Genomic DNA, 7,153 nt, shown 5'->3' with positions numbered 1-7,153 from the left:
ACATAATATTTTCCTATCTATCCTTATGAGATGGTTTGCATTTCCCTTGGTATGATGATTATCTTCCATATCTGATACTCCTAATCTCTGTCATTCATGAATAAGCATCTGAAACCTGATATTCTTCTGTCTGAAGAACGTATGGTAAGTGGAAGTATAATCCTCAGCATGGAACGGTCCAGAGTCTCAATAAGAATCTGTCTGGTACTACCTGGTGTAAGAAATCTGGATAATACTTGGTCCTGTCCGTGAAACAATTCAGGGATATATGAAAAATTGTGGGATAAAGGGGATATGAGTATCAGATATACCTGGCTACGAATACTGGCCTGCGTGGTACTATTCGTTGTACTTGGCGTACTTATGCCGTCCCTGGCTGATGCTGTACCTGCCTCTATAGATGTTTCATACTACAAAGGTGAACACAGCAACGACACGATTCCTGACATGATTGAAGCCGGACAAACATATCCGGTCACGGTCACATTTCGAAATACGGGCATGGTTTCATGGGACTGGGGAGTAGAGAAGTTTGGTCTGTTGTACCAGGGTCTTCAGTCATCTATACTGGTTGATCCTATCTTCTCCCGGCTTGGGAAAGATACTGAAACAAAGCCTGGTGATGAGATAACCTTCCCTCTGATTTTGACGCCTCCTGAAAAGCCTGGTGATTATACTATCAGTTTCTCTATGGCAACATTGAAGGGTGATAGTTACAACACCTTCCCTGAAACCTTCTCAAAGACAGTAAAAGTCATATCAGAGGATGGGATTTCATCCGGATCTGTTGGTTCCATAATCGTCTCTTCAATCCCGACTGGCTCACAGGTTCTCATCGGGGGCGATGTCAGAGGGAAAACACCGCTTACAATTCCTGATCTCAGGCCTGCGATGTATGACTTGAGTGTGGCATCACCTGATTATAAAACAAAGGCAGTTCAGGTAACGGTTGAGGCTGGTTCTGTCAGCAGGCTCAGGGTGGACCTGACCAGTTCAAACAAGACTGATATTTCCATTGAAAAGGATGAACGGTACACACTGCTGGGATTTTTAAAGGGAAATCTGCCTCTTCTGATACTAACTATAGCGATCCTCTTTTTCGGCTTACAGATGCTGATGATGGACACCAAGCGGTTTCCTGAAAATCATCCGGTCCGGCTTTTTGTCCGTCCGATTACCATAGTTCCGGTAAGTTTTGATGGCAAAGTTTCCTCCCGGAAATTTTCAAAAAAAGGTTCAACATCAGGTTCTGAAAATGTAGGTGCTGGTGCTGATGAGCATGGTTCTAAAAAAGGTGATGTTTCAGCGACCAGGACAACAGGGCAGACCCTTTCACGTTCCAAAGAACTAAAAGACAAAAAACCCGGATACGGGGATGAACAAAAAAATAAAAAGGATCTGAAGGGGGAGAATGCTGATGAACTCAAGGTTCCCGACGTTGATCAGCAGTATCAGGATATCTCAAACCCATTTGGGTTTCCTGATGGGCTGAAAGACAGGTATGAACCTCTTGGAGTGGCTGGGGATGATTCCTATGCCCGGGTCTTCAAGGTACGGAAAAAAGATAACGGGAGTATTCGTGCCCTGAAAGTATCCCATATGAAAAATGCCGGGAGTGAGATCCTGCAGAAAGAGGCCTCGGTATGGGGAAATATCAGGCATCCGAATGTGGTCCGGTTGTATAAAGCCGAGTTTGATGATGAGTTGAGTTTCCTTGATTTAGAGTTCCTTGATGGAATTAAATACAGGGGAGGATCCCTGACCTCTCTTTCTGCTCTCCCTAAACCGATTCGTGAGAAGTATGCGGTTTCACTGATTCGTGATGTTGCAAACGGACTCAAATTCACACACAGCCTTGGAATCAGGCATTACCATCTACAGACTGGTGATATTCTGCTGACTCCCAAGATGCAGGCAAAGATCTCCGGGTACGCCAGGGGGAAAAATGAACTCGGATTTTCAGTTCCCGAGTCTGATACCCGTGAAGCACCGGCAGCATATCTGGCACCAGAACAAAAAGATGAGGTTTTTTATGGAAATCCAGGAAGAAAGACTGACATCTATCAACTTGGAGTGATCTTTTACGAGCTCCTCACCGGTTTTCTCCCGTACACAAGGCTGGCTGCAGACAAAGCATCTGTAGAGTGGCATGAGTCCGCTGAAAACAGGTTGATTCTGCCATCAGAATTGAAAAATGGACTTTTAAGGTATGATGTGATTCTCTCCCGGATGCTGGCAACTGATAAGAAGAAGAGATATGCACTTGTTGATGAGTTCCTTGCTGATCTTGATACTGCTACTGCTACATGATTTTGTAGCTTTTAAACAAACCGATATATAGATATCTTTTCATGTGGATCTGATTGATTAGGAAAATATGCCCCAGATCCCGGCACTTGTCGTGTTGATACTGTTCTGCCTTCTCGTACTGGCTCCTCCTGTGATGGCTCAGGAAGAGGAAACCAGTACATACAATGTGGGATTTGGGTTTTCCTATGTCAAAGATACGATTCCGGATCGGCTGATCCCGGGCCGGTCATATCCGGTGATGATTACCTTTAGAAATACGGGCCTTGTGACATGGGAGAGAAAGAATCACCGCATGGGGATGGTGTATGGGGGTAATCTTACCGAGGTGGTTGGTATGCCCTCCTTTGTGGATATTCCTGAAGATTCCACCATTGCACCGGGTAATGAGATCACATTTGCTATCTCCGTCCTTCCGGTAGGGCCTCCGGGTGAATATTTTCTTCCGTTTTATGTTGCCTACCGGACAGCACAGGGAGACCAGCGGGTTACTGAAGTATGGACTAAAACAATATCCGTAGTCCCGGCTGATGGTGTCTCTTCTCCTATGAACGGTTCAATATCAGTGGATAGTGCAAAGCAGGAACTTTCTGTTCTCCTTAAAGGACAACCGATGGGGTATACTCCCTGTATCATCCCTGACCTAAAACCAGGTTCATATGCTGTGACTGTCCGTGGTGATGGCAATGAAAGGACTGTTTCGGTACAGGTAGAAAAGAGCACGATGTCCCGTGTTTTTGTCGGAAATATTACTCAGGAACCAACTATCAACTTCAAAAAGATCGATGTGGTCTCAAATGGGACTTTGTTTGAGTATGTTAAGGCTAATGTTCCGTTGATTGTGATTGTATCTGCCTTTTTGTTAGGCTGCATTGTACTTATGATTCACACTGTCAGGCTCCGCAGAGAAAGGGAGTCTGAAGATAAAGAGAACCTGGAGAAGAAGGGAACAAAAAGAACGCTCGATGGGGCTTCCTCTCTCGAAGAGAAAGATCTCCTGGATGATTATCATAATCGGAAGCATTTGTTCGAGCAGGCTTCATCAGATCCAGGTTCTGGATCAGATGCAGGTCAGAAAATTGTTGATATCACTGTAGGTCCGATGAAGAATGTGCGGAAATTTTCCCGTGACATGCTTGAAAAAAACCGCCCTGAAGATGCTGAATCCGGACTTGGGGGCTCTCTTGTTTCTTCAGGAAATGAAGAAAATTCTTCGTCATTAGTTGGTGTTAAACTAAACCATCTGGATGTACGGCCAGGATCAGCAGTAGCCCATATTTCCGCCCTGAACCATTCACCTGATCCACTATCTATTGAAGGTCTCTTAATCGGTCCGGGAACTTCTGCCCCGCTCTCTGTCGAGGTCACAGAACCGGTAACTGATGAGTACGAGATGACGCTCTCACTCAAGATCCTATCTCAGAAAGGTCAGGAGTTCTACCGGTATATACGGATTCCATACAACCGGGGTGTTGCACTTCTTGCCAGGGGTGTTGCTGAGAAGGCGTATGAATACTTTCACCTGGTATTTCGCAATAATCCCGGACAAATTGATGCTCTTATTAGGCAGGCTGAAGTCCTCCGTCGCTGGGGTTTAGAGGAAGAGGCTGAAGCGATGATAAACCAGGCAATATCCATAGATCCTGATAATGAGGAAGCACTGGAGATGCTCAAACAGCTTTCAGCAATTAAGGAAAAACGTGCAGCTGAAAAGAAGAAGAATGAGGAGAAACCAAAAATCCCTGGATTTCCAGATCTTCTGTCTGACAGGTACACTCCCATCCGGCTGCTTGGAAAGGATGCATTTGCCTCAATAGTTCTTGTTCTTAGAAATGACACTGGTGATCTTCGTGCATTAAAGATTGCACATGAAGATGCTGCTCCAGCCTCTTCATTGTTCACTGAGATCTCGGTTCTGTACCAGTTGAAACACCCGAATGTGCTCAAAATGTTTCGTGCTGAATTCAACCCCTCTCTTTTTCTTGAACTGGAATACGCATCAGGGATAACCTGTAATGATAGACTGTGCAGAACCCTAGCTGATCTGAAGCACCCTGTCTCCGAAGAAATAATTCTAGTCTTTATCGAGCAGATTGCTCATGGTCTGGCATATCTTCATCAGAAAGGGGTGAGACATTATCACCTCTCCCCCAGACATATTCTATTGGATGAGCCGATGACCCCGAAAATATCGGGAATCATCCGTGAGTCGAAATCACGTATGGGATCGGGATCAGTCTCCCCTGCCTATTGTCTGGCTCCTGAACAGATCAGCCGGGAAAAGTATGGAAAACTAGGGAAACGAACTGACATCTTTCAGTTTGGGGCAATATGGTACTGGTTGATGACCGGAAGATCTCCATATCCTAATGGTTCCATCACACCTGCCGGGGAGAATGGTTTTGTCTCTGGTGTGTATGTTTCTCCTTCGAACAATCATCCTGAGTATGCAAAATATGACCCCTTGCTGAGAAAACTCCTGACACTTGAAAAAAAGGAGCGATATGCGTCTGTTGATGAGTTTATCGTAGAATTGAAACAACTGATGCTGCATGAGGGTGATCCAAAGGAGAATAATGGATCTTGATACCGTATCAAGGCGATTTTTATCTTCCTTGAATAATCTGGGGTGGTTGATACTAATCCTGTTTATCGTATCCATATTTCCTGTGTCTGGGGAGACATCCGGCAATTTACAGAATAATGTTCCTGGTAATGGATCCCTTGAGGTTCTTACCGGGTCTTTGCCGATACAGGTCTCAATAGATGGATATAATCGCGGTATGGCCCCACTAAATATCAGAAATCTGTCTTCAGGATTCCATAGTGTTCGTCTGGCTGGTGAGGGTTTTGATCAGAATCTCGGGGCTGTAATCAAACCTCATGAAGGGACTGTTATCTCCATTGATCCGACTAACAGGCAATTCTGTCTTTCATCGATAACCAAAGGTGATTATGTTGACGAAAATTCTGTTTCTCCTCTTGGTTTAACCGATTACGGGATAATTATTGCTGCTTTCCTGGGGATTACGCTCGCTGGTGCATATGCTACACGCCATGTTGCCTGGAAAATAAAAAATTCAGATAAAACATCCAGCACTGATCTACCATATATATCATCTAATGATGACCCTGGCACTGATGCCCTGGAAATAGTCCGGAGAAGAGGTCTGGGAAAAACCGATCTGGTTCTGGATCCCCTTATGATGATCTGTAATGAGGGAGAGTCGGGGGATGTTGTTGTGAGAACCATAAATTGCAGCAGCAGGCCGATCCAGATAGAAGGACAGGCAATTCCCCATGGGGAGATGCGCAATATACTTATTCGGGTTCCCACTGGTGTTCCAGGAGATCAGTTCTTCATTCGTACTGTTCCTTTCATTGATGAAGCAGGCCGGGAATTCATTCGTGATGTCCTCCTTCGCTATCGTGTCTGTCCAGTAAATCCAGCTCTTGACTGGTCATATGTTGAGGTTAGGTCTGAAAATGATAGCACTACCGCTATCGTCAGGATGAAAAATTCCTCGTCTCATCCAGTTACCGCCGGGAATTTAGAAATTCTTCCTGATTCTGAAGGTGAGCTAGAGTTCACACTTGGTGATCCTGATGATGATCATCCCGAGATAAGCAGGATGGTACCAGTAAAACCCGGGAAAGAGGCCGAACCTGATGTAATACTTAATATTGTTATCCCGTATAATCGCGGAGTGATGCTACAATCTCAAAATAAGTTAGATGAAGCCCTTTCCTATTATAATTCTCTTTTTACCAGAGATGCAGGTTCTGCTGATCTCTGGATTCAGAAAGGTTTGGTTCTGGAGAAACTGGGGAAACCAGAAGAGGCGGGTGTCGCTTATCGCCAGGCACTGGATATTGATCCCTTGAATGTTAATGCCCAAAAGGCAATGCAAAAAACAGAAAAAAGAGGGATAATTCAATTAAATCCAAAAAAATCAGATTACCATTCCTTTCCGGTGGACCTTATGGAGCAGTATTCTCCGGTGACTTTGATAAATTCTTATCAGAATGGGGAATTATTCATCGTTAAACGTGCGGTAGATGCATCAATTCAGATGATAAAGGTCATAGATCCAGATATTGTTGAAATCCCTTCATACCACCAAATTCTTCAGGTATGGCGATCTCTTGACCATCCACATATTGTCCGTCTTATAACCTATGAAGGAAAACCAGTTCCCCATCTTGTAGCTGTTCCTCCTGAAGGGGTGGTCCAGAAGGGCAGGAGACGGTACACAGTTGCTGATCTCTCACTACCGATTCCCAAACGTGCAGTAGTAAAGATTGGGCTTGGGATCTGCCAGGGTCTTTTGTACCTGCATAACCAGGGGGTCAGCCATAATCTCCTTGATCCTTCTGAAGTTTTTATTGATCGAAACCTCCATATCCGAATTGGTGGGTTTGATGGTGCAGCAGTTCTTTCAGAGAAGGGATGTGAATCTGTCTGCTGGTTGTTGGCACCTGAACAGATGGACCCCAAACGGCATTGGGGCCCTGGGAAAAAAACTGATCTATTCCAGACAGGGACCATATTGTATCTGCTCCTCACCGGTTCACGTCCGTATGGTTTGAGCGAGGGCATAATTCTGGCCGCTGATTTTTGGAACATCCACTCACTGCATCTGGTGTTACCTTCTCAGGTCAGATCTGATTTGGGATTATTTGACACGCTGATATCCCGGGCTCTTTCAATAGATTCACAGAACAGATATGATTCGGTCGATGAAATGCTGATTGAATTAGAGTCTATCCAATCTATTCTGGATAATCTTAATCGCCAGTAAATCTGGCTTTTTCATGCCTGAATGATGTTATAGTAACATATGAA

General features: G+C 44.7%; 3 protein-coding genes. All 3 read left to right on the top strand.

Annotation, left to right across the window (positions count from 1 at the left end; all coding sequences use genetic code 11):
* Positions 1 to 294: 294 nt before the first annotated feature.
* The 3 genes from VN429_RS08085 to VN429_RS08075 all read left to right on the top strand — a co-directional run bounded on the left by VN429_RS08085 (position 295) and on the right by VN429_RS08075 (position 7,109).
* Positions 295 to 2,310: a protein kinase domain-containing protein gene (locus VN429_RS08085; RefSeq protein WP_325631903.1), complete on the top strand. Its 2,016-nt coding sequence runs from the start codon at positions 295 to 297 to the stop codon at positions 2,308 to 2,310.
* Between the two features lie 67 nt (positions 2,311 to 2,377).
* Positions 2,378 to 4,894, top strand: coding sequence for a protein kinase domain-containing protein (locus VN429_RS08080; protein ID WP_325631901.1), 2,517 nt, complete (start codon positions 2,378 to 2,380; stop codon positions 4,892 to 4,894).
* An 82-nt stretch (positions 4,895 to 4,976) separates the two neighbouring features.
* Positions 4,977 to 7,109: a protein kinase domain-containing protein gene (locus tag VN429_RS08075; RefSeq protein WP_325631899.1), complete on the top strand. Its 2,133-nt coding sequence runs from the start codon at positions 4,977 to 4,979 to the stop codon at positions 7,107 to 7,109.
* Positions 7,110 to 7,153 lie beyond the last annotated feature (44 nt).

This window comes from Methanospirillum sp. (assembly GCF_035560735.1).
GTDB lineage: Archaea > Halobacteriota > Methanomicrobia > Methanomicrobiales > Methanospirillaceae > Methanospirillum.
This window is presented reverse-complemented; position numbering and strand designations above follow the sequence as displayed.